The following is a 24,948-nucleotide window of genomic DNA, read 5'->3' on the forward strand; positions in this document are numbered from 1 at the left end:
GCCGCTACCTCCCGAACTACCTGGGCTGGCGCCGCATGCTTGAACGCTATCAGCAGCGTATTCAGCCCGTTCACTGTATCCAGGAGGCGGTTGGTCGGACCATGCAACACGTAATTGGGACATAGCCTTTTTATTGCCTGTCATCCATGGCTGCAACCCTACGGGTCGTCGCTACGCGACGTTAAAAATGTCTCCCGGACATTTTTTATTGCCTACGGTTTTACTCGCCTTCGTCGAAGTAGTTGTTGATCAGCTCGCTCAGGGCCTGCAGCGCCTCGGCGTCCTGCTCACCTTCGGTGTGCAGGTACACTGGCGTGCCTTTACCTGCCGCCAGCATCATCACGGCCATGATGCTTTTGCCATCGACCAAGCTCTCCGCGCTGCGGCCAACTTTGACCTGGCAGGGGAAACGCCCGGCGACGCCGACAAACTTGGCCGCCGCGCGGGCGTGCAGGCCAAGCTTGTTGATAATGGTGATTTCGCAGGCGGGCATCGCGGCAATTCCTTAACTGAGGTCGCGGTGGCGAGTCTGAACGTTTTTCAGTATGGGTTTGAGAGCCTCGCCCAGTCGGTTGGCCAGATAGACTGAGCGGTGGTGGCCACCGGTACAACCAATTGCCACAGTGACGTAGGCGCGGTTGCTGGCGGCAAAACGTGGCAGCCATTTGGTCAGGTAGGCGAGGATGTCCTGGTACATATCTTCAGCATCGGCCTGGGCCGAGAGGTAGTCGACCACGGGCTGATCAAGCCCGGAATAATCGCGCAAGTCCGGCTTCCAGTAAGGATTAGGCAGGCAGCGCACATCGAACACCAGGTCGGCATCCACCGGCATGCCGCGTTTGAAGCCAAAGGATTCGATCAGAAACGCGGTGCCCGGCTCAGGCTGGTTGAGCAGTCGTAGCTTGAGGCTATCGCGCAGCTGGTAGAGGTTGAGGTGGGTGGTGTCGATCTTCAAGTCGGCCAAGTCGATAATCGGGCCTAGGAGCAGGCTTTCATCGGCAATGGCTTCAGCCAATGAGCGGCTCTCATTGGTCAGCGGATGGCGCCGGCGGGTCTCGGAGAAGCGCTTGAGCAGGGTTTCTTCGTCAGCATCCAGGTAGATCACATCGCACTTGATGTGCCGCGCGCGAACTTCTTCAAGCAGCTCGGGAAAGCGCTTGAGATGGCTCGGCAGATTGCGCGCATCAATCGACACTGCGACCTGCGGATGCAGCAGCTCGGTGTGCAGCAAGGCGCGTTCGGCCAGTTCAGGTAGCAGGCCGGCGGGCAAGTTGTCGATGCAGTAGAAGCCGTTGTCCTCAAGTACATCGAGGGCGGTGCTTTTCCCGGAGCCGGAGCGCCCGCTGACGATGATTAGGCGCATGCTCAGGCTCGGTTGAGTTGACTTTGTACGTCCACGACCACCTGATACAGGGCTTCGCTGCTTTCGGCTTGCCGCAGGTTGGCACGCACATCGCCGCGATCGAGCATGCTGGCGATCTGCCGCAACAGTTCCAGGTGAGCATCGGTGGCGGCTTCGGGCACTAGCAGGACAAACAGCAGGTCCACTGGTGCGCCGTCGATGGCGTCGAAGTCCACGGCGGAGTCCAGGCGCAGCAGGGCGCTGATCGGCGCGGTGCAACCGGGCAGGCGACAGTGCGGAATGGCAATGCCATTACCGAAACCGGTCGAGCCGAGTTTTTCCCGGGCAATCAGGCTTTCGAAGATATCTTGGCCATCCAGGTCAGGCAGCTCGCGCGCCACCAAGTTGGCAATCTGTTCGAGGACACGTTTTTTGCTGCCGCCCGGCACGTTCACCAGGGAACGGCCGGGGGTCAGGATAGTTTCAAGTCGGATCATAGGAGATAGACGACGTCAGCGGGCCATAGCGCCCTGTTGGCGGTCGAGCTGTTTTTCCTTGTGTTTGATGAGTTGTCGGTCGAGTTTGTCTGTCAGTAGATCGATGGCTGCGTACATGTCTTCATGCTCGGCGTTGGCGACGACTTCGCCGCCAGCAATGTGCAGGGTCGCTTCGATTTTCTGTTTGAGCTTCTCGACCTCCATGATGACTTGCACGTTGGTAATCTTGTCGAAGTGGCGCTCCAATCGGCCGAGTTTTTCGGCGATGTAGTCGCGTAGGGCGTCGGTCACATCCAGCTGGTGTCCACTGATGTTGACTTGCATACCGCTTTCTCCTTGTTGCCGTGTGTAAGAGGCAGGCGAGAGGCCTGCCGCCGGAACACTGTGGCGTGGAAGACTCTGGTAGAACGAGCCTGGCACGGTCGCTAATTGCATGCTGACAGTATGGCTGCATATGCGAAAAGGCGAGACCTGGGCATATTCTGTACGAGTAGTTGTCTTCCTTCTTCGTGCTGCCTTAGATCAATCGTTTGCGCTCACTGGATGGCGCTATTCCGAGGGATTCACGGTACTTGGCGACCGTGCGGCGAGCGACTTGAATGCCCTGTGCTTCCAGTAAACCAGCGATCTTGCTGTCACTCAACGGCTTTTTCGCATTTTCCGCGGCGACCAGTTTTTTGATGATGGCACGGATCGCGGTGGACGAGCATTCACCACCTTCGGACGTGCTGACGTGGCTGGAGAAGAAGTATTTCAGCTCGTAAATACCACGCGGGGTGTGCATGAATTTCTGCGTGGTCACCCGCGAAATGGTCGATTCATGCATGCCTACAGCTTCGGCAATATCGTGCAGCACCAGGGGTTTCATCGCCTCGTCGCCGTAATCGAGGAAGCCGCGCTGATGCTCGACGATCTGCGTGGCGACCTTCATCAGGGTTTCGTTGCGGCTTTGCAGGCTCTTGATAAACCAGCGTGCTTCTTGCAGCTGGTTGCGCATAAAGGTGTTGTCGGCGCTGGAGTCGGCACGTTTCACAAAACCGGCGTATTGCGCGTTGACCCGCAGGCGCGGCATGGCTTCCTGGTTGAGTTCCACCAGCCAGCGCTCGTTGTGCTTGCGCACGATGACGTCAGGCACCACGTATTCCGGCTCGCTGGACTCGATCTGCGAGCCAGGGCGCGGGTTGAGGCTCTGGATCAGGTCGATAACCTGGCGCAGCTCGTCTTCCTTGAGCTTCATGCGGCGCATCAGCTGGCTGTAGTCGCGACTGCCGAGCAAGTCGAGATAGTCGTTGGCCAGGCGCTGGGCTTCGCTCAGCCACGGAGTTTTTGCTGGCAGCTGACGCAGTTGCAGAAGCAGGCATTCGCCCAGGTTGCGCGCGGCGATACCGGTTGGCTCGAACTGCTGAATGCGGTGCAGCACGGCTTCGACTTCATCGAGCTCGATGTCCAGCTCCGGGTCGAAGGCTTCGACCACCTCTTCCAGGGTTTCTTCCAGATAGCCCTGCTGGTTGATGCAGTCGATCAAGGTGACGGCAATCAGGCGGTCCTTGTCCGACATTGGTGCCAGATTGAGTTGCCACAGCAAGTGGCTTTGCAAGCTTTCGCCGCTCGAGGTGCGGGTGGTGAAATCCCACTCGTCGTCATCGTTGCTGCTACTGGGCAGGCTGCTGGCGCTGGTCTGGTAGATGTCTTCCCAGGCGGTGTCGACGGGCAGCTCGTTGGGGATACGCTCGCCCCAATCACCTTCTTCCAGGTTGTCCACGGTCTGCGTGGCTTCCTGGTAGCTGGTTTCCTGATAGGGCGCTTCGGGCTGTTCGCTGGGGCTGGCGCTTTCTGCTCCATCGGCCATGGGGTCCGAATTGTCGAAATCATCGCCATCTTCCTGGCGTTCGAGCATCGGGTTGGACTCCAAGGCCTCCTGGATCTCTTGTTGCAGATCCAAGGTAGACAATTGGAGCAGGCGGATGGCCTGTTGCAGCTGCGGTGTCATCGTCAGCTGCTGGCCCATTCTCAGGACTAGCGATGGTTTCATTGCAGACCTTATTTACCGGCGTCGTGCGCAATCCACTACAGGGCGTTTTCAAAAAGCGCCACTAGGAAGCAAATTATATGCCTGACTTTAAAGGTTTTGCCTAGCCTTGGCTGCAGTCGGCTTGAGAAAAGCTGTAGCTACAGCCTGAACTCATGCCCCAGGTAAACTTCTTTCACTGTCTGGTTAGCCAGAATGGTCTCGGCATCACCTTCGGCGATCAGTTGGCCATCGCTGACGATATAGGCGGTTTCGCAGATGTCCAGGGTCTCGCGCACGTTGTGGTCGGTGATCAACACGCCGATACCCTTGGCCTTGAGGTGGTGGATGATCTGCTTGATATCGCCTACCGAAATAGGATCGACGCCGGCGAACGGTTCGTCTAGCAGGATGAACTTGGGATTAGTCGCCAGGGCGCGGGCAATTTCCACGCGGCGGCGCTCACCGCCGGACAGGCTCATGCCGAGGTTGTCGCGGATATGGCTGATATGGAATTCCTGCAGCAGGCCTTCGAGTTCTTTGCGGCGTGTAGGGCCGTCAAGATCCTTGCGGGTCTCCAGGATGGCCATGATGTTGTCGGCCACGCTGAGCTTGCGGAAAATTGAGGCTTCCTGCGGCAGGTAGCCGATGCCGGCGCGAGCGCGGCCATGCATCGGCTGGTGGCTAACATCGAGGTCGTCGATCAACACGCGGCCCTGATCGGCCTGTACCAAGCCGACGATCATGTAGAAACAGGTGGTCTTGCCGGCGCCGTTGGGGCCAAGCAGGCCGACGATCTGCCCGCTATCGATGCTCAGGCTAACGTCGCGCACGACCTGGCGGCCTTTGTAGCTCTTCGCCAGGTGTTGGGCTTTCAATGTGGCCATTATTACTGCGCCTGCTGGTCGGCTGGTTTGTTCTTCGGCTGGATCACCATGTCGATGCGCGGACGTGGCGCGGTGACGTTGGTGCCTGTGGCGCGGCCGGCGTTAACGATCTGGCGTTGGGTGTCATAGACGATTTTCTCGCCTTCGAAGGTGTTGCCTTCCTGAATCACCTTGGCCTGGTCGATCAGTACCACGCGCTCGTTGGCCATAAAGTACTGGATGGTCAGGCCGTAGGCCTTGACGATCTGCTTGTCGGCTGACGGCAGTTGCTCGTAGTAGGCCGGCTTGCCGACCGAGGTAAATACCTCGACATCGCCCTGGGCATTCTGGGTGATGGTCACTGTGTCGCCAGTGACCTTCATGGTGCCCTGAGTAATGACTACGTCGCCGCGATAGACGGCAACGCCTTGTTTGTCATCGAGTTCCGCGCTATCGGCCTGGATGCGGATCGGCTGTTCGCGGTCGGATGGCAGTGCCCAGGCGCTGACACTTCCGAGTGCGGCGCTGAGGCTGAGTAGTAGGGGGAGGGTGTTAACGAGCCTCATGCTGACCTCTTACGTTGGACAGCAGGAGCATCCTGCCGTCATTCATGTACGCTTTCATTCCTTTTGCCGTGGTCACCCCATTGGCCGCGTCGATTCTAACGGCTTGCTGGGTCTGCGCATATTCCTTCTCGGGGAATACGGTCAGGCGGCTGGTGGTGAGGATGGTCGGACGGCCTTTGGCATCTGTACGCTCAACGCGCACCTTGTCGATCAGTTCGACTTCAACGCCGCCTGGCGACACTTCACCGCGCTCGCTGCGGATTTTCCAGGGCAGCTCGGTGCCGCGGAACAGGTTCATGTTCGGGCTGGTCATCAGGGTGATGTCGCTGGTCTTGACGTGCTCGACCTTGTCGGTCGTCAGCTCGTAGTGCAGTTTGCCGTCGGCCTGGTATTGCACGGTGTAGGTGTTAGTGGCGTAAAAGTCGATGGTGCTTTCAGCTGCAGCGCTGTGCGTCTGCTGGTTGAAGCTTTCGGGGCTGAGGTTCCAGTAGCCGAGGGCTGCGACCAGCAGTGCGACAAAGGCGAACAGAGCAATGTTGAATAACTTGCGGGGCATGGTTGGCCTATAAGTATGCGGCTTGAGCGGCTTCAAGGGTGCCTTGGGCGTGCATGATCAGTTCGCAGAACTCGCGTGCAGCGCCTTCGCCCCCGCGAGCGCGGGTAATCCCGTGGGCATGCTGGCGAACAAAGCCGTCGGCGCTGGCGACTGCCATGCCGAGGCCTACGCGGCGGATCACCGGCAGATCGGGCAGGTCGTCACCGAGGTATGCGACTTGTGCATAGTCTAGGCCCAGTTCGCCGAGTAGCTCATCGAGCACCACCAGCTTGTCTTCGCGGCCCTGATACAGGTGTTGAATCCCCAGGTTCTGCGCGCGGCGTTCAACCACGGGGGTTTTGCGGCCGCTGATAATCGCGGTGCGCACGCCGGAATTGATCAGCATCTTGATGCCATGGCCATCAAGGGTGTTGAAGGTCTTGAATTCGCTGCCGTCGACCAGAAAGTACAGCTTACCGTCGGTGAGCACGCCGTCGACATCAAATATCGCCAGCTTGATGGCCTGGGCGCGCTGCAGTAGGTCGGGGTTAGTCAGGTCAAGGCTCATCACATCACTCCGGCGCGAAGCAGGTCGTGCATGTTCAGGGCGCCTACAGGTAGGTCGTTGTCGTCGATCACCACCAGTGAGCTGATCTTGTGGTCTTCCATGATTTTCAAAGCCTCTGCCGCAAGCATTTCCGCGCGGGCGGTCTTGCCGTGGGCGGTCATTACGTCATCGATAATGGTCTGGCGCACGTCGATGTTGCGGTCCAGGGTACGGCGCAGATCGCCGTCGGTGAAGATCCCGGCCAGGCGACCATCGTCCTCGGTGACCACTGTCATGCCCAGGCCTTTTTGGGTCATTTCCAGCAGCGCGTCGCGCAGCGAGGTGCCGCGTTTTACGCGCGGCAGGCTGTCGCCAGCGTGCATAACGTTTTCCACCTTGAGCAGCAGGCGTCGGCCCAATGCACCGCCGGGGTGGGAGAATGCGAAATCTTCGGCGGTAAAGCCGCGGGCTTCCAGCAGAGCGATGGCCAGGGCGTCGCCGAGTACCAGCGATACCGTAGTGGAAGAGGTTGGTGCCAGGTTCAGTGGGCAGGCTTCCTGGGATACGCGGGCGTCCAGGTTGACTTCGGCTGCCTTGGCCAGTGGCGACTCCGGGTTGCCGGTCATGCTGATCAGGCGGATGCCAAGGCGCTTTATAAGCGGCAGAAGGGTAACGATTTCTGCGGTAGAGCCGGAGTTGGACAGGGCCAGCACCACGTCATCGCGGGTGATCATGCCCATGTCGCCATGGCTCGCTTCGGCCGGATGCACAAAAAACGCAGTGGTGCCGGTGCTGGCCAGGGTGGCGGCAATCTTGTTGCCGACGTGGCCGGATTTGCCCATGCCGACCACCACGACGCGGCCTTTGCTGGCGAGAATCAGCTCGCAGGCCCGCACAAAATCACCGTTGATACGTGCCAGCAGGTCCTGGATGGCTTCGAGCTCCAAGCGGATGGTGCGTTGCGCTGACTGGATCAGATCGGTGGACTGGCTCATGACTTCTCTGCGGCGTACGGGCTAAAAGCTGCCGATTATAACGGTAAAGGTGCGCCTGCCCAGTATTTCCAGTGTCGAGTTGTTTGTCGGAACTGTGCGGTGCTTATCTCTGGCAACACCTTCAGCCTTGGGCGGCGAATACCTCGGTGGTATAGTTCGCGGCCATTTTCGGTACGTTCGATGATCCGTAGTGCCCTTTGTTCCGGGCGATGCGTCAGTCAGGCAAGCGTTGAGCAAGGAGTCCAGATGAGCGCCGAGAACCCGTATGCAGTTGAGCTGAAGAACGTCAGCTTTAAACGCGGTGAGCGGGATATTTTCAAAAACGTCGATATCCGCATTCCCCGTGGCAAGGTCACCGGGATTATGGGGCCGTCTGGTTGTGGCAAAACCACTTTGCTGCGTCTGATTGCTGCCGAACTCAAGCCGAGCCAGGGTGAGGTCTGGGTCAATGGCCTGAATTTGCCGACGCTGTCGCGCAGCGAGCTGTTCGATATGCGCAAGCAGATGGGTGTACTGTTCCAGAGTGGTGCGCTGTTTACCGACTTGGATGTGTTCGAAAACGTCGCCTTTCCGCTACGGGTGCATACCCAGCTGCCGGAAGAGATGATTCGCGACATTGTCTTGATGAAGTTGCAAGCAGTCGGCCTGCGCGGTGCTCTGGACTTGATGCCGGATGAGTTGTCAGGCGGCATGAAGCGTCGCGTGGCGCTGGCTCGGGCGATTGCTCTGGATCCGCAGATTCTGATGTATGACGAACCTTTCGTTGGCCAGGACCCTATAGCCATGGGTGTTCTGGTGCGACTGATTCGTCTGCTCAGTGATGCGCTGGGGATTACCAGCATTGTGGTGTCCCATGATCTCGCGGAAACCGCGAGCATTGCCGACTACATCTATGTCGTCGGCGACACTCAGGTGCTGGGGCAGGGCACCCCAGCCGAGTTGATGAATTCGGATAACCCGCGTGTGCGTCAGTTTATGCAGGGCATACCGGATGGTCCTGTGCCGTTTCACTTTCCTGCGGCCAATTACCGCGACGATCTTCTGGGGGAGCGCTGATGCGCAAGACATCTGTGCTCGAACGGGTGCGCCTGTTCGGTCGCGCCGGTATTGATGTGGTGGCTACGCTGGGGCGCTCGGGGCTGTTTCTGCTGCGCGCGCTGTTTGGTCGTGGCACGACCGGCAACAGCTTTCAGTTATTGATCAAGCAGCTGTATTCGGTTGGGGTGATGTCTCTGGCCATCATCGTCGTGTCCGGCATTTTTATCGGCATGGTGTTGTCGTTGCAGGGCTTCAGCATTCTGGCCAAATACGGTTCTGAGCAGGCGGTGGGGCAAATGGTTGCCCTGACCCTGCTGCGTGAGCTGGGTCCAGTGGTGACTGCCTTGCTGTTTGCCGGGCGCGCCGGCTCAGCGCTGACCGCTGAAATCGGCAATATGAAATCTACCGAGCAGCTGTCGAGTCTGGCGATGATCGGCGTTGACCCGCTCAAGTACATCGTCGCCCCGCGTCTGTGGGCTGGCTTTATCTCGATGCCATTGCTGGCGATGATCTTCAGCGTGGTCGGCATCTGGGGTGGGGCGATGGTCGCTGTCGACTGGCTGGGCGTATATGAGGGCTCGTTCTGGGCCAATATGCAAAACAGTGTTTCGTTTCGTGAAGACGTGCTCAATGGTGTGATTAAGAGCGTGGTCTTTGCGTTTGTCGTGACTTGGATCGCCGTGTTCCAGGGCTATGACTGTGAGCCGACTTCGGAAGGTATTAGTCGTGCCACCACTAAGACCGTGGTGTACGCCTCACTCGCCGTATTGGGGCTGGACTTTATTCTGACCGCTTTGATGTTTGGAGATTTCTGATGCAGAACCGCACGCTGGAAATTGGTGTCGGCTTGTTCCTGTTGGCCGGGTTGTTGGCCTTGTTGCTGTTGGCGTTGCGCGTCAGCGGCCTGACCGTTGGCAGTGGCGACAATACCTATAAGGTGTATGCGCACTTTGAGAATATCGCCGGTTTGACGGTCAGATCGAAAGTGACCATGGCCGGTGTGACCATCGGCAAGGTCACTGCGATCGATCTGGACCGCAACAGCTATATGGGGCGCGTCACCATGGTCTTGGATGATGCCGTGGATAACCTGCCGGCAGACTCCACTGCGTCGATTCTGACCGCAGGTCTGCTGGGTGAGAAATACGTTGGGATTAGCGTGGGCGGAGAAGAAGAAGTGCTGAGCGATGGCGGCACCATTCACGACACGCAGTCGTCATTGGTGTTGGAAGATCTGATTGGCAAGTTTCTGCTCAATTCAGTCAACAAAGACCAGGCTAATTAATAGAGGTAATGACTATGTTCAAGGCACTGCGTAACGGTCTTTTTATCTGCCTGGCGGCCATGTCCTTGCCGTTGTTGGCGGCCCCAGCGGCTCATGAGGTGGTGCAAGAGACCACCACTACGCTGCTGGCCGACCTCAAGGCCAACAAGGAACAGTACCGCACCGATCCAGGCGCGTTTTACAACGCGCTGAACAGCATTCTTGGCCCGGTGGTGGATGTCGACGGGATTTCCCGTGGCGTGATGACTGTGCGTTACTCACGCCAGGCCTCGCCCGAGCAGATGCAGCGCTTTCAGGAGAACTTCAAGCGCAGCCTGATGCAGTTCTATGGCAATGCCCTGCTGGAGTACAACAATCAGGACATTCGCGTGCTGCCGGTCAGCGGTCAGCAGGACCCTGAGCGCACTTCGGTAAATATGGAGATCAAGGACGGCAAGGGTACGGTCTACCCGCTGTCCTACACCATGGTCAGCCTCGATGGCACCTGGAAGATGCGCAACGTGGTCATCAACGGCATCAACGTCGGCAAACTGTTCCGTGACCAGTTTTCCCAGGCCATGCAGGACAATCGCAATGACCTGGACAAGGTTATCGACAACTGGACCGAAACCGTTGCCAAAGCCCGCCAGGGGGCAAATGCATCGTGAGTCAGGCCAGCATCAGTGAGGCGTCTCCCGGGGTGTTCAGCCTGGTCGGTGTGCTTGATTACCTGAGCGCACCGGCGTTGCGTGAGCAAGGTGCGCGCCTGCTCAAGGTCAGTCCTGCGGCGGCGTGCGTGATTGATTGCACGGGTGTGGAGAAGTCCAGCAGCGTCGGGCTATCGCTGTTGTTGGCGTTTATGCGTGACGCCAGTGCAGCCGGCAAGACCCTTGGTGTGAGCAATCTGCCCAAGGACATGCGTGAGATCGCTGGCGTTTGTGGTCTGCTGGAAATTCTTCCGCTGCAAGCCTGAAACCTGCCTACGATCTGCTGTGCGTCTGCCATCCGGCGTTAAAAACAGCCTCGGAATGCTGATTTACACCAGTAAACTCCGCTTCCGCGGCTGTTTTTGCCTTGTCTGGCTCTAGCTCGCGAGATCGTAAACAGGTTCAGAGCAGGGTTTCGGTCGGCTGGCAATAATGCGGGGTTCGCAGGCGAGGGGCTTTTTTGTATGATGCCCGACCCGCGGGCGTATGCTCGGCTGTCGTTAATCCATGTATTGATTGAGGTTGAGCATGCAGGCCTTAGAAGTAAAGAGTCTCCTTGAGGCTAAATTGCCGAATACCCAGGTGGAAGTTGAAGGCGAAGGCTGCAACTTTCAGCTGAACCTGATCAGTGATGAGCTGGCCGCTCTCAGCCCGGTCAAGCGTCAACAGCAGATTTACGCTCACCTCAATGCCTGGATCGCCGATGGCAGCATCCACGCCGTGAGTATGAAATTCTTTAGCCGTGCCGATTGGGCCGCGCGCTCCTAAACCGAGAGAATCATGGACAAACTGATTATTACCGGCGGTGTGCGCCTTGATGGCGAAATCCGCATTTCCGGGGCGAAGAACTCTGCCCTGCCGATTCTCGCCGCCACCCTGCTCGGTGACGCGCCTGTCACCATCTGCAACCTGCCGCACCTGCACGACATCACCACCATGATCGAGTTGTTCGGGCGCATGGGTATCGAACCGATCATCGACGAGAAGCTCAGTGTCGAAGTCGACGCGCGGGCGATCAAGACACTGGTTGCACCCTATGAGCTGGTGAAAACCATGCGCGCCTCGATCCTGGTGCTGGGGCCGATGGTGGCGCGTTTCGGTTATGCCGAAGTCGCCCTGCCAGGCGGTTGCGCCATCGGTTCGCGTCCGGTTGACCTGCACATTCGTGGCCTTGAAGCCATGGGCGCGATCATCGATGTCGAAGCCGGTTACATCAAGGCCAAGGCACCGGAAGGCGGTTTGCGTGGCGCGCATTTCTTCTTCGATACCGTCAGTGTGACCGGTACTGAAAACATCATGATGGCAGCGACCCTGGCCAAAGGCCGCAGCGTGCTGGAAAACGCCGCGCGTGAGCCGGAAGTGGTTGACCTGGCTAACTGCCTGATCGCCATGGGCGCGAAGATAACCGGCGCTGGTACCGATACCATCATTATCGATGGCGTGGAGCGTTTGCACGGCGCGCGTTTCAGCGTGATGCCCGACCGTATCGAAACCGGCACCTACCTGGTAGCGGCTGCCGTCACGGGCGGCCGGGTCAAGGTCAAGGACACCGATCCGACTACCTTGGAAGCAGTGCTGTCGAAACTGCAGGAAGCCGGTGCGGAAATCACCTGCGGCAACGACTGGATTGAGCTGAACATGCATGGCAAGCGGCCGAAAGCCGTGAACCTGCGTACTGCTCCGTACCCGGCGTTCCCCACCGATATGCAGGCGCAGTTTATTGCCCTCAATGCGATTGCCGAGGGCACTGGCACGGTGATCGAAACCGTATTCGAAAACCGCTTTATGCACGTGCATGAAATGATCCGTATGGGCGCGCAGATCCAGGTAGAAGGCAACACCGCCATCGTCACCGGTGCTGAAAAGCTCAAGGGCGCCCCCGTTATGGCCACGGATCTACGTGCATCGGCCAGCTTGGTGATCTCGGCACTGATTGCCGAAGGCGACACCCTGATCGACCGCATCTACCACATCGACCGTGGTTACGAGTGCATCGAGGAAAAACTGCAGTTGCTGGGGGCGAAGATTCGCCGCGTGCCGGGCTAAGACCATGCTGACTATTGCCCTTTCCAAAGGCCGGATTCTCGATGACACCCTGCCGCTGCTGGCGGCGGCGGGTATTGAGCCGACCGAAAACCCGGATAAAAGCCGCAAGCTGATCATCCCAACCACCCTGGATGATGTGCGTCTGTTGATCGTACGTGCCACCGACGTGCCGACCTATGTCGAGCATGGTGCGGCGGACCTCGGCGTGGCTGGCAAGGACGTGCTGATGGAATACGGCGGCCAGGGCTTGTACGAGCCGCTGGACCTGCGTATTGCTCAGTGCAAGCTGATGACTGCCGGTGCTGTCGGTGCGCCCGAGCCGAAAGGCCGGCTGCGGGTTGCCACCAAGTTCGTCAATGTGGCCAAGCGTTACTACGCCGAGCAGGGTCGCCAGGTCGATATCATCAAACTCTACGGCTCGATGGAACTGGGCCCGTTGGTTGGTCTGTCCGATAAAATCATCGATGTGGTCGACACCGGCAACACCTTGCGTGCCAACGGTCTAGAAGCCCAGGAGCTGATCGCCCACATCAGTTCGCGGCTGATCGTCAACAAGGCCTCGATGAAGATGCAGCACGCGCGCATCCAGGCGTTGATCGACACCCTGCGCGATGCGGTCGAAGCGCGACATCCACGCTGAGTCTGTTGGCCGCCCAGTGCGGCCTAGCCTATCCGCGTTATAGCCAAAATTCTCAGGTGCCCGCGCGGAGTGGTTGTTACTCTACGGGCGCTTGAGCATTTGCCAATTTAAGAGGCCCGCTATGACCGCTCCTATCGCTATTCGCCGACTCAATGCCGCTGACCAGGACTTTGCCCAGCATCTGGATCATCTGCTGAGCTGGGAAAGTGTCTCGGATGATGCGGTCAACCAGCGCGTGCTGGATATCATCAAGGCCGTGCGCGAGCGTGGCGATGCGGCATTGGTCGAGTTCACCAAGCAGTTCGATGGCCTGGATGTCGCCTCAATGGCCGATCTGATTCTGCCGCGCGAGCGTCTGGAACTGGCTCTGACCCGTATCACGCCGGAGCAGCGCGGCGCCCTGGAGAAAGCCGCCGAGCGCGTGCGCAGCTACCACGAGCGGCAGAAACAGGACTCCTGGACCTACACCGAAGCCGACGGCACAGTGCTGGGGCAGAAGGTCACCCCGCTGGATCGCGCTGGCCTCTATGTGCCGGGAGGCAAGGCCTCCTATCCCTCGTCGGTGCTGATGAATGCCATCCCGGCCAAGGTCGCCGGTGTGCCGGACGTGGTGATGGTGGTGCCGACCCCCCGTGGCGAGATCAACGAGATCGTTTTGGCGGCGGCCTGCATCGCCGGGGTCGATCGGGTGTTCTGCATCGGTGGCGCCCAGGCCGTGGCTGCGCTGGCCTATGGCACCGAGAGCGTGCCGCCGGTGGACAAGATAGTCGGCCCGGGCAATATCTACGTGGCCACCGCCAAGCGCCATGTATTCGGCAAGGTCGGCATCGACATGATCGCCGGGCCCTCGGAGATCCTGGTGGTGTGCGACGGCCAGACCGACCCGGACTGGATCGCCATGGACCTGTTCTCCCAGGCCGAGCACGACGAAGACGCTCAGTCGATTCTGGTCAGCCCGGATGCCGCCTTCCTCGACCGTGTGGCTGAGAGTATCGCCAAGCTGCTGCCGACTCTGGAGCGCGAGACGATAGCACGCACCTCCCTGGAAGGCCGTGGTGCGCTGATTCTGGTGGCCGATATGGCCCAGGCCATTGAAGTGGCCAATCGCATTGCCCCAGAGCACCTGGAACTCTCGGTGGAAAACCCCGAGCAGTACATGTCGCTGATTCGTCACGCAGGCGCGATCTTTATGGGTCGCTACACCGCCGAGGCCCTTGGCGATTACTGCGCCGGACCGAATCACGTGCTGCCGACCTCCGGCACCGCGCGCTATTCCTCGCCGCTGGGGGTGTATGACTTCCAGAAGCGTTCGTCGATCATCCATTGTTCGGCCGAAGGCGCCTCTGAGTTGGGTAAGGTCGCCAGCGTGCTGGCCCGTGGCGAGTCGCTGACCGCCCACGCCCGTAGCGCCGAGTACCGCATCAAACCGTGATGCTGTTTGTAGGGTGGACAACGCTTTGTTTGTCCACCGCCTTGTCCGGTGGCAACCGCTTCGCGGTTTTCCACCCTACGCAAACCGAAGAATTCGAGGAGAGAAGGGCAGATGAGCAAATTCTGGAGCCCCTTCGTCAAAGACCTGGTGCCTTATGTACCGGGTGAGCAGCCGAAACTGGCCAAGCTGGTCAAGCTGAACACCAACGAGAACCCCTACGGCCCGTCGCCCAAAGCGATTGCCGCGATGCAGGCCGAGGTCAATGACAACCTGCGCCTGTACCCGGACCCCAATAGCGACCGCTTGAAGCAGGCTGTGGCCGATTATTACGGCGTACAGACCGCCCAGGTATTTGTCGGCAATGGCTCCGACGAGGTGTTGGCGCACGCATTCCATGGCTTGTTCCAACATGGTCAGCCGCTGCTGTTCCCGGATATCAGCTACAGCTTCTATCCTGTGTACTGCGGCCTGTATGGCATCGACTCCGTGCAGATACCGCTGGATGAACAGTTCCAGATTTGCGTGGAAGATTACGCGCGACCTAATGGCGGCATCATTTTCCCCAATCCCAACGCACCGACCGGCAGCCCCCTAGCGCTGGCGGCCATCGAGCGTTTACTCAAGGCCAACCCGGATACCGTGGTACTGGTCGATGAGGCCTATATCGACTTTGGCGGTGAAACGGCGATCAGTCTGGTGGACAAGTACCCCAACCTGCTGGTCAGCCAGACCCTGTCCAAGTCGCGCTCGTTGGCCGGGCTGCGGGTCGGCATTGCGGTCGGTCATCCGGACCTGATCGAGGCCCTGGAGCGGATCAAAAACAGCTTTAACTCCTATCCGCTGGACCGTATGGCGATTGCCGGTGCGGCGGCGGCGTTCGAGGACAAGGCGTACTTCGAGAAGACCTGCCAGCGCGTGATCGAAAGCCGCGAAGATGTAGTGGCTGGGCTGGAGAAGCTGGGCTTTGCGGTGTTGCCGTCGGCGGCGAACTTTGTGTTTGCCCGCCATCCGGGTAAGGATGCCGCGACACTGGCCGCCGGGCTGCGTGAGCAGGGCGTGATTGTGCGTCACTTCAAACAGCAGCGGATTGCCCAGTTTCTGCGTATCACTATTGGCACGCCGCAGCAGAACCAGGCGCTGCTGGATGCCCTGCAGAGTCTGTAAATTGCAGCCATAGAAAAGCCGGAGCAGTGCTCCGGCTTTTTATTGCCTGTTACTTATTAGTCGCGTTACTCGTGGTGCGCTTCGCCGAGGAAGGTCAGCGAGGTGAATAGGCCGCGCGTCTCGATATCCTTATCGTCTTTGACTGGCAGGCTGATCGACGCGCTGATGATATTCAGCCCTTCGTTGCGCACCAGTACCTGGGCGCGGCCGTCGGCATCGGTGGTGGCGCTGACCTGGTGTGGCACACCACGGTAGTCACCGACCAGCTCGACCCCAGCAGCCGGCTGACCATCCACCAGCACCCGCACCGCTAACGGTTTACCTGGGCCGACCTTGAGTGGGTCGACTTCCGGCAGGATGACCATTTTCAGCTGATCCAGCTTCGGCAGCTTGGCGCCTTCCTGGTAAATCGCCAGGCTGTACTTGTAGGTATGCAGCGATTCGGTTGAGTTTGGCACCTGGCTGCGGCCCTGGTTGATCCATTTGCCGTCCGGGGTCTTCGACCAGGCGCCGTTGTCCAGCGCAACGCCGAGCACGGCTGGGGGTTTCAGCGGCTGCAGGCGGGCGTGATCTTCTAGACGCTGGACGGTGACCGGGATCATCTTGCCGGCGCGCTCGTAGGCCCAGGCACCGCTGATTTTCTCGGCCTTGAAGGCATTGTCCTCAGCACCGTGGCCGTAGATGGTTTCGATATGGCCACGACGCTGTTCGGTCCACAGGCCGTGGGCCTGAACTTGCCCGGCGAGGAGGGCGGCGAGCAGCGCGGTGAGCATGGCGGGTTTGGCAGTACACATACTGGGGTTCCTTGAGTGGTGGGTCAGAGATTGAGGGTCAGGTTGAGGCTGAGGTTGCGCGGCTCGCCAGGCATGACCCAGACGTTGTTGTAGGCGCGCTCGTAGTACTCGCGGTCAAACAGGTTGTTAAGGTTCAAACCGATGCTCAGGTCGTCACTGGCCTGGTAGCGGGCCAGTAGGTCGACGGTGCTGTAGGCCGGTAATTCAAAGTCGCTGCCGGCCTGTCCCGAGCGATCACCGACATAGTTGAATGCCGCACCGATATCCGAACCGCGCAGGCGGCCGCTCTGAAACTGGTAGACGGTCAGCAGGCTGCCGCTGTGGCGGGCGACGCCGAGCAGTTTGCTGCCCACCGGCAGCGTGTTGTCCTCGGTTACTTCAGCGTCGATATAGGCGTACGCACCGATGATGCGTACGGCTTCGCTGAGCTGGCCGCTGAACTGCATATCCAGGCCCTGACTGCGCGCCTTACCGGCAGCGATGTTGTCGCCGGGGTTGGCTGGGTCGGCGGTCAGCACGTTTTCCTTGTCGATATGAAACAGCGCGATGGTCGCGCCCAGGCGACTGTCGAGCAGGTCGAGCTTGAGCCCGGCTTCATAGCCAAGCCCCTTCTCCGGTTTGAATACCGTGCCCTGGCTGCTGATGCTGTTGGGCTTGAACGAGGTGGAGGCGTTGGCGAAAACCCCGATCTGGGGCGTCAGCTGATAGAGCAGGCCCGTGCGTGCTGTGGCGACATCCTTGTTCTGCTCGTTGCTGACCCGCGTGCTGCGGTTCAGTGCGGTCTGCTCGTAGCGTTCGAAGCGCGCGCCGATCAGGCCGCTGAGGCGCTCGCTGAAGCTGATCTGGTCCTGCAGGTTGAGGGCATAGCTCTCGGTGTGCTCAAAGAAATCGTTGGGGTTAACGATGGCCGGCTTGGCCTGGCCGTACTGCGGTTGGTAGATGTTCTGGCCGTAGTCCAGGGTGGTCGCGCTTTGCGGGTACTTCTGGCTGTTGCGGTAGTTCTCATACTCCAGGCCGGCGAGGGTCTGGTGCTGCCAACTGCCCAGGTTGAAGCTGCCGTGCAGCTCGGCCTGGGTAATGCTGTCGTTCCATTCGAAGCTGCGCTGGCGATAGAAGCGCGTCAAGGTGTCACCGACCAGGCGCGACGGCTCGGAACTGTTGCCTTGCAGGCGACCCTGGGCGTAATGGTTGGCCAGGCGCAGCTTCCAGCTGTCATTAAGATAATGCTCAAGGCTGACCTGTAGCATCTGGTTGTCGTTGCGGATGCTGCCGTCGTTCGGCTCGCCCATAAATGTGGAGTCTTTCACCGCGCCCATGCGGTTGTTCACCGCCGGGATACCACGGTCGAATACCGACTCGGTGCGGGTGAATTCGCTCTCGATCAGCAGCAGGGTGTCGGGGCTCAGCTGCCAGCTCAGCGAAGGGCTGACAATCTGCCGCTCGCTGCCGACATGGTCGCGAAAGCTCTGATTGTCCTCGACCGCTAGGTTGACCCGTGACAGCAGGGTGGCGTCGTCATTCAGCGGGGTGTTGACGTCCAGGCTGCTGCGGTAGCGATCCCAACTGCCGGCGCTGGCCTTGAGCTGGCTGAAGGCTTCGGCCTGGGGCTTCTTGCTGACAATATTAATCATGCCGCCCGGGTCGCCGCGGCCATACAGGCTGGCAGCCGGGCCTTTGAGCACTTCGATGCGTTCAATGCCGGAGGCGTCCGGCGAGCTGTAGCTGCCACGGTTGATGGCGAAGCCGTTCTTGTACAACTCGCCGGTGGTGAAACCGCGCACGCTGTAATTGAGGAAGGTCAGGCCGCCGAAGTTGTTCTGCCTGGATACGCCGCCGGCAAAATCCAGGGCGCGGTCGATGCGCGTGGTGCCCAGGTCATCAAGCACCTGCGCGGGCACCACATTGATGCTCTGGGCGATCTGATCAATTGGCGTATCGGTGCGGGTGGCGCTGGCCGAGCGGGTGGCGCGATAGCCTTTCACGGGGCCGTCCGCCTGTTCCTGGCGCGCGGTTACAGTGGTGGCAGAGAGCTCAACGGGGTTTTCTGCTGCAGCGGCAAAGGCGCTGGGAGCCAGCAGGCTGGCGAGTAAGGCGTGGGCGGCGCGCAAGGGATAACATCCTTCAAATGAATTTAATGTAATAACATAACATTAAAATTGAGGGGTGTTATCGCTTGCGTGGCTAAAATGGAAAATGAAGGGAAATTAGCTGCCGTTGACGGGGGGTCTTACACCAATTTCTGCGGACAGTTGCAGCGGTTTGCCGTTGCGCAGGATGTCGATGCGGATCTTCTCTCCGGGTTTGGCGCGGGCCACCTGGTTCATCGAGCGGCGGCCATCGCTGGCGGCTTCACCGTCGATGCTGAGAATCAGGTCACCCGGCTGCAGACCGGCCTTCTGCGCCGGGCCGTCACGGTAAATACCGGCAACAACGATGCCGGGGTGTCCTTCCATGCCGAAGGACTCTGCCAGTTCTGGTGTCAACGGTTGTACTTCAATCCCCAGCCAGCCGCGAATCACCTGCCCGTGCTCGATGATCGCCTGCATCACGTCCCTTGCCAGTTTCACTGGAATGGCAAAACCGATGCCTTGCGAACCGCCGGATTTAGAGAAAATCGCGGTATTGATGCCGACCAGGTTGCCGTAGGCATCCACCAGCGCGCCACCGGAGTTGCCAGGGTTGATCGCCGCGTCGGTCTGAATAAAGTCCTCGTAGGTATTGAGGCCCAGCTGATTGCGTCCGGTGGCGCTGATAATGCCCATGGTCACGGTCTGGCCGACGCCGAAGGGATTACCAATAGCCAGAGTCACATCACCAATATGGACATTGTCGGAGCGTCCGAGGGTAATAAACGGTAGATCCTGCAGGTCGATCTTAAGCACTGCTAGGTCTGTTTCCGGGTCACTGCCGATGAGTCGTGCCAGGGTTTCACGGCCATCTTTCAGGGCCACCACGATCTGGTCGGCGTCGGCGACGACATGATTGTTGGTCAGCAGATAGCCTTCCGGGCTCATGATCACTGCGGAACCGAGGCTCGATTCCATGCGACGCTGCTTGGGCAAGTTGTCGCCGAAGAATTTGCGAAACTGCGGGTCTTCGAACAGTGGGTGCGTGGGTTTGTTGACGAATTTGGTGGTGTACAGGTTGGCCACGGCCGGGGAGGCAATTTTTACCGCTTCGGCATAGGACACCGGTCCTTCCTGAATACGGCTATAGAACGGCGCCTGGCGCACATTCACGTCCTGCCCCGGCAAACCGACCCATTGCGGGTAATACTGCATGATCAGCAGTGCCGACAGCACGCCGACCAGCAGGGGCCAGCCAATGAAACGCAGGGCCTTGAGCATCAATCCAATCCTGAGGGTTGTCGGGGGCAGGTACGCCCCTTAAGGTGCGCCATTATAGAGACGCTGCTGAGAATAAAGCAGCGCCTTGCAACTGTTGATAAGGAAACTCTATGGCCATTGCCCTGGCGACCCTGGTGGAAGAAGCCGACCGCTACCTGAATGCCGCACGGATCAGCGACTACTGCCCCAATGGCCTACAGGTCGAGGGCCGGCCGCAGGTGCGCCGAATTGTCAGTGGCGTCACGGCCAGTCAGGCGTTGGTCGACGCGGCAGTCGATGCCGAGGCCGATGTGCTGCTGGTACACCACGGTTACTTCTGGAAGGGTGAAAACCCCTGCATCACCGGGATGAAACGTCGTCGCTTGCAAACCCTGCTGGCCAACGACATCAGCTTGTTGGCCTATCACCTACCGCTGGATGTGCATGCAGAGGTGGGCAATAACGTGCAACTGGCTGCGCAGCTGGGCATTACCGTGGAAAGCCCGCTGGAGCCGGATAACCCGCGCACTGTCGGGTTGATCGGCTCATTGGCTGAGGCCATGAGCCCGCGTGATTTCGCCCAGCATGTGCATCAGGTGCTCGGCCGTGAGCCGCTGCTGGTCGAGGGTGAGGCGATGATTCGCCGAGTTGGCTGGTGCACCGGCGGTGGGCAGGGCTATATCGATCAGGCGATTGCCGCTGGCGTCGATCTCTATTTGAGCGGTGAAGCTTCCGAGCAGACCTTCCATAGCGCCCGCGAGAATGGCATCAGCTTTATCGCTGCCGGCCACCACGCTACTGAGCGATATGGCGTGCAGGCATTGGGCGATTACCTAGCGCGACGCTTTGCCATTGAGCATCTGTTTATTGATTGCCCAAACCCAATCTGAGGCGCTATTACGGCCTTCCCTGCAGGTATAAAGCTAGATCGTTTCGATCTAACTAGGCTCCTGATTAGAAGAGGGTGCTGTGCTAGAGTGCGCCCTCGTCCACGGCCCGCCGGCCCAAACATATCGCATTTCGTGAGTAGCCATGCTCGATAAACTGACCCACCTGAAACAGCTGGAGGCGGAAAGTATCCACATCATTCGTGAAGTGGCCGCCGAATTCGACAACCCGGTAATGCTCTATTCCATCGGTAAAGACTCCGCCGTGATGCTGCACCTCGCGCGCAAGGCGTTCTTTCCGGGCAAGCTGCCGTTCCCGGTGATGCACGTCGATACGCGCTGGAAGTTTCAGGAGATGTACAGCTTCCGCGAGAAGATGGTCAACGAGTATGGCCTGGACCTGATCACCCACACCAACCCCGATGGTGTGGCGCAGGACATGAATCCCTTCACCTACGGCAGTGCCAAGCACACCGACGTGATGAAGACCGAGGGCCTCAAGCAGGCGCTGGATAAGTACGGTTTCGATGCCGCCTTCGGTGGCGCGCGCCGCGATGAAGAGAAGTCCCGCGCTAAAGAGCGTGTCTACTCCTTCCGCGACAGCAAGCACCGCTGGGACCCGAAGAATCAGCGCCCAGAGCTGTGGAATGTGTACAACGGCAACGTCAAAAAGGGCGAGTCGATCCGCGTATTCCCGCTGTCCAACTGGACCGAGCTGGATATCTGGCAGTACATCTACCTGGAAAGCATCCCGATTGTGCCGCTGTATTTCGCCGAAGAGCGCGAAGTCATCGAAATGAACGGCGCGCTGATCATGATCGACGACGACCGTATTCTCGAGCACCTCACGCCTGAGCAAAAAGCCAGCATCCATAAAAAGATGGTGCGCTTCCGTACCCTGGGTTGCTACCCGCTGACCGGTGCGGTGGAGTCCACGGCAACCAGCCTGCCGGAAATTATTCAGGAAATGTTGTTGGCCAAGACCTCTGAGCGCCAAGGCCGAGTCATCGACCATGACTCCTCCGGCTCGATGGAAGAGAAGAAACGTCAGGGGTACTTTTAATATGTCGCATCAATCCGAATTGATCAGTGAGGACATCCTCGCCTATCTGGGCCAGCACGAGCGTAAAGAGCTGCTGCGCTTTCTCACCTGCGGCAACGTCGATGATGGCAAAAGCACCCTGATTGGCCGCCTGCTGCATGACTCCAAGATGATCTATGAAGACCACTTGGACGCCATCACCAAAGACTCGAAGAAATCCGGTACCACCGGCGAAGAAGTCGATCTGGCGTTGCTGGTAGACGGCCTGCAGGCCGAGCGCGAGCAGGGCATCACCATCGATGTGGCCTACCGCTATTTCAGCACCACCAAGCGCAAGTTCATCATCGCCGACACCCCCGGCCATGAGCAGTACACCCGCAATATGGCCACCGGAGCGTCTAACTGCGACCTGGCAATCATTCTGATCGACGCCCGTTATGGCGTGCAGACGCAGACCAAGCGCCATAGCTTTATTGCCTCTTTGCTGGGCATCAAGCACATCGTCATTGCGGTCAACAAGATGGACCTCAAAGGCTTCGATCAGGGTGTGTTTGAACAGATCAAGGCCGATTACCTGGCGTTTGCTGAGGGCATTGCCTTCAAGCCAAGTTCGATGCATTTCGTGCCGATGTCGGCGCTCAAGGGCGACAACGTGGTCAACAAGAGCGAACAGTCGCCTTGGTACACCGGCCAGTCTTTGATGGAAATTCTCGAAACCGTGGAAGTTGCAGGCGACCGCAACTTTGATGACCTGCGCTTCCCGGTGCAGTACGTCAACCGTCCGAACCTGAACTTCCGCGGTTTCGCCGGCACCCTGGCCAGCGGCATCGTGCGCAAGGGCGATGAAGTTATCGCCCTGCCATCGGGCAAGGGCAGCAAGGTCAAGTCCATCGTCACCTTCGAAGGTGAGCTGGAGCAGGCCGGCCCAGGCCAGGCGATTACCATCACCCTGGAAGACGAAATCGACGTGTCCCGCGGCGACATGCTGGTGCATGCCGACAACCGTCCGCAGGTGGTCGACAGCTTCGACGCCATGCTGGTGTGGATGGCCGAAGAGCCGATGCTGCCGGGCAAGAAATACGACATTAAGCGCGCCACCAGCTACGTGCCGGGTTCGATTGCCAGCATCGCTCATCGGGTTGATGTAAATACCCTGGAAGAGGGCGCGGCGAGCAGTCTGCAGCTCAACGAAATCGGCCAGGTGCGCATTGCGCTGGATGCACCGATTGCCCTGGATGGCTACGCGCACAACCGCACCACCGGTTCGTTTATCGTGATCGATCGCCTGACCAACGGCACCGTTGGCGCTGGCATGATCATCGCCGAGCCGGTTGGTGCGCAGGGTTCGGGCGGCCATCACGGCAAATTGGCCCACGTGTCTACCGAAGAGCGTGCCGCGCGCTTCGGTCAGCAGCCGGCCACCGTACTGTTCAGCGGCCTGTCCGGCGCCGGCAAGAGCACCCTGGCCTACGCCGTGGAGCGCAAGCTGTTCGACTCCGGCCGTGCGGTGTATGTGCTGGACGGTCAGAACCTGCGTCATGACCTGAACAAGGGCCTTCCCCAGGACCGCGCCGGGCGTACCGAGAACTGGCGCCGTGCGGCCCACGTTGCACGTCAGTTCAACGAAGCTGGCCTGTTGACCCTGGCGGCCTTCGTTGCGCCCGATGCCGAAGGTCGCGAGCAGGCCAAGGCATTGATCGGTGCCGAGCGTCTGCTCACCGTCTATGTACAAGCTTCGCCGCAGGTTTGCGCCGAGCGTGACCCGCAGGGCTTGTACGCGGCTGGCGGCGACAATATTCCGGGAGAGTCCTTCCCGTATGACGTGCCGCTGAATGCCGATCTGGTGATCGATACGCAGGCGTTGTCGGTGGATGAAGCCGTCAAGCAGGTGTTGGCTCTGCTGCGTGAGCGTGGTGCGATCTAAGACCACCGCGCAATAAAAAGCCCCGCCTAGTGCGGGGCTTTTTATTGCCTGCTGGATGTCGCCGAAGGGCGAGTCAGCAGTTTTACTTGTTCTTCAAACCGTAGCTTTCATCAAGCATGCCCGGTACATCGGCGCTTTTAGGCGCGTAGTCCTTGGGCATTTCGTTGTTTTTCGGTGGCGTCAGGCGCTCGCGTTTTTCGCTGCTGTCATCGGTATGCAGGGTGGCCAGCAGGCGTTGGCGAGTCAGCTCGTCGAGTGCAAGACGGTTGGCACCATCGGACAGATGCTCCTGAACGTCCTGATAGCTCTGGGTAAGCTTTTTCACCATATTGGCGGTGGTGTTGAAGTGGCTAACCACCTCACTCTGATAGGCGTCAAAGCGCTCCTGCATTTCATCCAGCTGGCGCTGGGTGCGGCTAGGTGCGGCATTCGGTGCCAGGCGGGCAATCAGGAAGCCAATGGCAATGCCGGCAACCAGGGTAATAGCCGGTAGCAACCAGGCGGTGAGCGTCTGTTCCACGAGTCCTTCCTCTCTAAACGGCTTTGCTTTACGTTAACGGCTCGAACCTGTGCTGTATACCGCAATGCAATGCCGAAACGATTGCGGTGAGTGTATGGCGCAGGCTGTCAGCTAGACGAGTCGACCCACTGCGAGGTCACGGAGTTCCCTGTTGCTCACCCGCGAAACCCCTCTAATGATTACCGGCCCCAGTGGCCAACTCGAAGCCCTGTGGCTGGACGCTCCCGGCGCCCGGGGTGTGGCGTTGATCTGCCACCCCAATCCGGTGCAGGGCGGCACCATGCTCAATAAGGTGGTCTCTACCCTGCAGCGCACCGCCCGTGACAGTGGCCTGGCCACGTTGCGCTTCAACTACCGCGGCGTCGGTGCCAGTGCCGGCAGCCACGATATGGCCAGCGGTGAGGTGGATGATGCCGAGGCGGTGGCCAGCTGGCTGCGTGCGCAGCACCCCGAGTTGCCGCTGACCTTGCTGGGTTTTTCCTTTGGCGGCTTTGTCGCTGCGGCCCTCGGGGCTCGGTTGGAAGTCCAGGGCGTGATCCTCGACAAGCTGTTTATGGTGGCACCGGCGGTGCATCGCTTGAGCGAAGAAACGCCCCCAGCCAGTAATTGTCCGCTGATCCTGATTCAGCCCGAAGACGATGAAGTGATCGACCCACAGGTGGTTTACCAGTGGTCGGCGGCACTCGGGCGTGCCCATGAGCTGCTGAAAGTGGCAGAATGCGGCCACTTTTTTCACGGCAAGCTTACTGATCTCAAAGATCTGCTGCTGCCGCGTCTCTGATCTGCTGCGCGTCGGCCTGGCGTTGTT

General features: G+C 59.4%; 28 protein-coding genes and 1 pseudogene. 15 read left to right on the plus strand and 14 right to left on the minus strand.

The features are described from left to right. Positions 1 to 125 (plus strand): annotated as a pseudogene (locus AACX99_RS13605) (IS1595 family transposase); the annotation flags it as partial. A gap of 95 nt (positions 126 to 220) precedes the next feature. Here AACX99_RS13605 and AACX99_RS13610 read toward each other — a convergent pair. The 10 genes from AACX99_RS13610 to AACX99_RS13655 form a co-directional block, all read right to left on the minus strand. Continuing rightward, the gene (locus AACX99_RS13610) at positions 221 to 493 is read right to left on the minus strand and encodes an HPr family phosphocarrier protein (RefSeq protein ID WP_339412566.1); all 273 of its coding nucleotides are present in this window, start codon (positions 491 to 493) and stop codon (positions 221 to 223) included. Between the two features lie 12 nt (positions 494 to 505). Beyond that, entirely contained in the window at positions 506 to 1,363 is an 858-nt protein-coding gene (gene rapZ / locus AACX99_RS13615) for an RNase adapter RapZ (RefSeq protein WP_339412567.1), read from the minus strand. Positions 1,364 to 1,365: 2 nt separating this feature from the next. Further along, positions 1,366 to 1,839: a PTS IIA-like nitrogen regulatory protein PtsN gene (gene ptsN, locus AACX99_RS13620; RefSeq protein WP_339412568.1), complete on the minus strand. Its 474-nt coding sequence runs from the start codon at positions 1,837 to 1,839 to the stop codon at positions 1,366 to 1,368. A gap of 15 nt (positions 1,840 to 1,854) precedes the next feature. Further along, a complete protein-coding gene (gene hpf / locus AACX99_RS13625; protein ID WP_339412569.1) occupies positions 1,855 to 2,163 on the minus strand; it encodes a ribosome hibernation-promoting factor, HPF/YfiA family in 309 nt (102 codons plus the stop codon). 193 nt (positions 2,164 to 2,356) lie between these two features. After that, on the minus strand, positions 2,357 to 3,871 hold the full coding sequence (locus tag AACX99_RS13630) for an RNA polymerase factor sigma-54 (RefSeq protein ID WP_339412570.1): 1,515 nt from the start codon (positions 3,869 to 3,871) through the stop codon (positions 2,357 to 2,359). Between the two features lie 137 nt (positions 3,872 to 4,008). Further along, positions 4,009 to 4,734, minus strand: coding sequence for an LPS export ABC transporter ATP-binding protein (gene lptB / locus AACX99_RS13635; RefSeq protein ID WP_339412572.1), 726 nt, complete (start codon positions 4,732 to 4,734; stop codon positions 4,009 to 4,011). A 2-nt stretch (positions 4,735 to 4,736) separates the two neighbouring features. Continuing rightward, positions 4,737 to 5,279, minus strand: coding sequence for a lipopolysaccharide transport periplasmic protein LptA (gene lptA, locus AACX99_RS13640; protein ID WP_090255504.1), 543 nt, complete (start codon positions 5,277 to 5,279; stop codon positions 4,737 to 4,739). Then, positions 5,266 to 5,835 carry an LPS export ABC transporter periplasmic protein LptC gene (gene lptC, locus AACX99_RS13645; RefSeq protein WP_339412577.1) on the minus strand — a complete coding sequence of 190 codons (570 nt, stop codon included), beginning with the start codon at positions 5,833 to 5,835 and terminating at the stop codon, positions 5,266 to 5,268. The genes lptA and lptC overlap by 14 nt, the downstream gene beginning before the upstream one ends. Positions 5,836 to 5,842: 7 nt before the next feature. Continuing rightward, positions 5,843 to 6,382 (minus strand): KdsC family phosphatase, encoded by a 540-nt coding sequence (locus AACX99_RS13650; protein ID WP_339412579.1) that lies wholly within the window; start codon positions 6,380 to 6,382, stop codon positions 5,843 to 5,845. Continuing rightward, positions 6,382 to 7,356: a KpsF/GutQ family sugar-phosphate isomerase gene (locus AACX99_RS13655; protein ID WP_339412581.1), complete on the minus strand. Its 975-nt coding sequence runs from the start codon at positions 7,354 to 7,356 to the stop codon at positions 6,382 to 6,384. Before AACX99_RS13655 ends, AACX99_RS13650 begins: the two co-directional genes overlap by 1 nt. Positions 7,357 to 7,602: 246 nt before the next feature. On the opposite strand from AACX99_RS13655, the gene AACX99_RS13660 reads away from it, so the two are divergent. The 10 genes from AACX99_RS13660 to hisC all read left to right on the plus strand — a co-directional run bounded on the left by AACX99_RS13660 (position 7,603) and on the right by hisC (position 15,647). Further along, positions 7,603 to 8,412, plus strand: coding sequence for an ATP-binding cassette domain-containing protein (locus AACX99_RS13660; RefSeq protein ID WP_339412583.1), 810 nt, complete (start codon positions 7,603 to 7,605; stop codon positions 8,410 to 8,412). Further along, a complete protein-coding gene (mlaE, locus tag AACX99_RS13665; RefSeq protein WP_339412585.1) occupies positions 8,412 to 9,209 on the plus strand; it encodes a lipid asymmetry maintenance ABC transporter permease subunit MlaE in 798 nt (265 codons plus the stop codon). Before AACX99_RS13660 ends, mlaE begins: the two co-directional genes overlap by 1 nt. After that, entirely contained in the window at positions 9,209 to 9,679 is a 471-nt protein-coding gene (gene mlaD / locus AACX99_RS13670) for an outer membrane lipid asymmetry maintenance protein MlaD (protein WP_339412587.1), read from the plus strand. Before mlaE ends, mlaD begins: the two co-directional genes overlap by 1 nt. Positions 9,680 to 9,693: 14 nt before the next feature. Beyond that, entirely contained in the window at positions 9,694 to 10,326 is a 633-nt protein-coding gene (locus AACX99_RS13675; protein WP_339412589.1) for an MlaC/ttg2D family ABC transporter substrate-binding protein, read from the plus strand. Then, complete coding sequence (locus AACX99_RS13680) at positions 10,323 to 10,631, plus strand: STAS domain-containing protein (RefSeq protein ID WP_339412591.1); 309 nt, start codon at positions 10,323 to 10,325, stop codon at positions 10,629 to 10,631. The genes AACX99_RS13675 and AACX99_RS13680 overlap by 4 nt, the downstream gene beginning before the upstream one ends. A 262-nt stretch (positions 10,632 to 10,893) precedes the next feature. Then, positions 10,894 to 11,133 (plus strand): BolA family protein, encoded by a 240-nt coding sequence (locus tag AACX99_RS13685; protein WP_298172332.1) that lies wholly within the window; start codon positions 10,894 to 10,896, stop codon positions 11,131 to 11,133. Positions 11,134 to 11,145: 12 nt separating this feature from the next. Continuing rightward, positions 11,146 to 12,411 (plus strand): UDP-N-acetylglucosamine 1-carboxyvinyltransferase, encoded by a 1,266-nt coding sequence (gene murA / locus AACX99_RS13690; RefSeq protein ID WP_339412599.1) that lies wholly within the window; start codon positions 11,146 to 11,148, stop codon positions 12,409 to 12,411. Between the two features lie 4 nt (positions 12,412 to 12,415). After that, positions 12,416 to 13,051, plus strand: coding sequence for an ATP phosphoribosyltransferase (gene hisG, locus AACX99_RS13695; RefSeq protein WP_339412601.1), 636 nt, complete (start codon positions 12,416 to 12,418; stop codon positions 13,049 to 13,051). Between the two features lie 121 nt (positions 13,052 to 13,172). After that, positions 13,173 to 14,483 (plus strand): histidinol dehydrogenase, encoded by a 1,311-nt coding sequence (hisD, locus tag AACX99_RS13700; RefSeq protein ID WP_339412603.1) that lies wholly within the window; start codon positions 13,173 to 13,175, stop codon positions 14,481 to 14,483. Between the two features lie 111 nt (positions 14,484 to 14,594). Next, a complete protein-coding gene (hisC, locus tag AACX99_RS13705; RefSeq protein ID WP_339412605.1) occupies positions 14,595 to 15,647 on the plus strand; it encodes a histidinol-phosphate transaminase in 1,053 nt (350 codons plus the stop codon). A 65-nt stretch (positions 15,648 to 15,712) separates the two neighbouring features. Here hisC and AACX99_RS13710 read toward each other — a convergent pair whose 3' ends face one another. The 3 genes from AACX99_RS13710 to algW all read right to left on the minus strand — a co-directional run bounded on the left by AACX99_RS13710 (position 15,713) and on the right by algW (position 19,788). Then, entirely contained in the window at positions 15,713 to 16,441 is a 729-nt protein-coding gene (locus AACX99_RS13710) for a DUF4198 domain-containing protein (protein WP_445261872.1), read from the minus strand. 23 nt (positions 16,442 to 16,464) lie between these two features. Further along, complete coding sequence (locus AACX99_RS13715) at positions 16,465 to 18,549, minus strand: TonB-dependent siderophore receptor (RefSeq protein ID WP_339412607.1); 2,085 nt, start codon at positions 18,547 to 18,549, stop codon at positions 16,465 to 16,467. 96 nt (positions 18,550 to 18,645) lie between these two features. Continuing rightward, positions 18,646 to 19,788, minus strand: coding sequence for a Do family serine endopeptidase AlgW (gene algW, locus AACX99_RS13720; protein WP_339412609.1), 1,143 nt, complete (start codon positions 19,786 to 19,788; stop codon positions 18,646 to 18,648). A gap of 110 nt (positions 19,789 to 19,898) precedes the next feature. Between algW and AACX99_RS13725 the strand changes: the two genes are divergently transcribed. The 3 genes from AACX99_RS13725 (at position 19,899) to cysN (ending at position 23,620) form a co-directional block, all read left to right on the plus strand. Next, positions 19,899 to 20,657, plus strand: coding sequence for a Nif3-like dinuclear metal center hexameric protein (locus AACX99_RS13725; RefSeq protein ID WP_339412611.1), 759 nt, complete (start codon positions 19,899 to 19,901; stop codon positions 20,655 to 20,657). 142 nt (positions 20,658 to 20,799) lie between these two features. Then, the gene (gene cysD, locus AACX99_RS13730; RefSeq protein ID WP_339412613.1) at positions 20,800 to 21,717 is read left to right on the plus strand and encodes a sulfate adenylyltransferase subunit CysD; all 918 of its coding nucleotides are present in this window, start codon (positions 20,800 to 20,802) and stop codon (positions 21,715 to 21,717) included. A gap of 1 nt (position 21,718) precedes the next feature. Further along, positions 21,719 to 23,620, plus strand: a complete 1,902-nt coding sequence (cysN, locus tag AACX99_RS13735; protein ID WP_339412615.1) for a sulfate adenylyltransferase subunit CysN — start codon at positions 21,719 to 21,721, stop codon at positions 23,618 to 23,620. A gap of 82 nt (positions 23,621 to 23,702) precedes the next feature. Here the strand turns inward: cysN and AACX99_RS13740 are convergent, their stop codons facing one another. Continuing rightward, the gene (locus AACX99_RS13740) at positions 23,703 to 24,140 is read right to left on the minus strand and encodes a YhcB family protein (RefSeq protein ID WP_339412617.1); all 438 of its coding nucleotides are present in this window, start codon (positions 24,138 to 24,140) and stop codon (positions 23,703 to 23,705) included. 151 nt (positions 24,141 to 24,291) lie between these two features. Here AACX99_RS13740 and AACX99_RS13745 point away from each other — a divergent pair, with 151 nt between their 5' ends. Beyond that, positions 24,292 to 24,921, plus strand: a complete 630-nt coding sequence (locus AACX99_RS13745; protein ID WP_339412619.1) for an alpha/beta hydrolase — start codon at positions 24,292 to 24,294, stop codon at positions 24,919 to 24,921. Positions 24,922 to 24,948: the final 27 nt, after the last annotated feature.

The organism is Pseudomonas sp. EA_35y_Pfl2_R5 (genome assembly GCF_963970805.1).
Lineage (GTDB): Bacteria > Pseudomonadota > Gammaproteobacteria > Pseudomonadales > Pseudomonadaceae > Aquipseudomonas.